This window comes from Plasticicumulans sp. (assembly GCF_035331805.1).
Lineage (GTDB): Bacteria > Pseudomonadota > Gammaproteobacteria > Competibacterales > Competibacteraceae > Plasticicumulans.
In genome coordinates this window covers 1-1,367 of record NZ_DAOLKE010000065.1, presented here as the reverse complement: position 1 = coordinate 1,367, position 1,367 = coordinate 1, and the positions used below count along the sequence as shown (strand labels likewise).

The window sequence follows — 1,367 nt, the reverse complement described above, 5'->3', positions numbered from 1 at the left end:
CGGCGCGGCTGCCGACGCCGAGCCGGGCGCGGATCTGGCTGCCGTAGTTGGCGACGGTCTTGGCCGACAGCGCCAGCCGCTCGCCGATCTCGGCGGCCGAATGCCCGGCGGCGAGCTGGCGGAAGATCTCGAACTCGCGCGGCGACAGCGCCTCGATCACCGCCTGCGGGCCGCCGGACGGCGCCAGCGCCAGCCGCTCGGCGATGTCCGGCGACAGGCAGCGTTCGCCGCGCGCGACGCGGGTCACGGCATCGAGCAACACCTCGGGGCTCGATGACTTGGTCACGTAGCCGAGCGCGCCGGCGGCGAGTGCCTGTTCGGCGAAGGCCGGTTCGTCGTGCATCGTGAACACCAGCACGCGCGCGCCGGCATCGCGTGCACGCAGCCGGCGCAGGGTTTCGAGGCCGCCGCGCCCGGGCAGCGCCAGATCGAGGATGACGACATCGCAGGGCGCATCGACGTAGGCGCGATAGCCGGCCTCGCCGGTGTCGGCCTCGGCGCTGACGCGCACGCCGCAGCCTTCGAGCAGGCGCCGGAAGCCGGCGCGCACGACGGCGTGGTCATCGACGAGCAGGACGCGGATCGGCGGGGGCGGGCTGACGGGCATGGTTCGGACCGGTAAACGGGCTGCGGGGGAAACCGGGCTTTCAGCAAGATCGGCGCCAGCCGCACACGCGCGCCGACAGGCCGGGCCGGCCGCCTCCGGCGGCCTCCGGACGCCGGTCTGTCCCTGATGCGGTACAGCGCGTGCATCGGCCGGCACAGTCGCGCCGCGCCGGTGTCCGGCTCGGATGTTGAAAATTTTGAACGATCAGGCGCGGGCTGATCGCAGCGCACCCGGCATGGCAGCTGTACGTTTGGTAAGCCTGCCCCGGGCTTGTGCATTTTCCTCGACGGGCATAGGTTCTGGCGATCTGCCTCTGACCGCGGGAGCCCCTGCCGATGACCACCCCGATTCCGGCTGCGGCCGATCTCGAAGCGCTGTGGATGCCGTTCACGGCCAACCGCCAGTTCAAGGCCGATCCGCGCCTGCTCGTCGCCGCCGAAGGCATGCATTACACCAGCCACGACGGCCGGCGCGTGCTCGACGCGGTCGCCGGACTGTGGTGCGTCAACGCCGGCCACGGCCGCCGGCGCATCGTCGAGGCCGTGCAGCGCCAGGTCGCCGAGATGGACTACGCGCCGCCGTTCCAGATGGGCCACCCGGCGGCCTTCGAGCTGGCCGGCCGGCTGACGGCGCTGACGCAAGGGAAGATGGGCCAGGTGTTCTTCACGAACTCCGGCTCCGAGTCGGTCGACACGGCGCTGAAGATCGCGATCGCCTACCACCGCCTGCGCGGCGAGGGCACGCGCACGCGGCTGATCGG

At 72.1% G+C, this 1,367-nt stretch carries 2 protein-coding genes; one reads left to right on the top strand and one right to left on the bottom strand.

The features are described from left to right. Positions 1-607 (bottom strand): response regulator transcription factor (locus PKE44_RS06935; protein WP_324549427.1); only part of this gene is annotated, 607 nt, incomplete at its 3' end. Between the two features lie 335 nt (positions 608-942). Between PKE44_RS06935 and PKE44_RS06930 the strand changes: the two genes are divergently transcribed. Next, a partial coding sequence (locus PKE44_RS06930) for an aminotransferase class III-fold pyridoxal phosphate-dependent enzyme (protein ID WP_324549424.1) occupies positions 943-1,367 on the top strand: 425 nt, incomplete at its 3' end.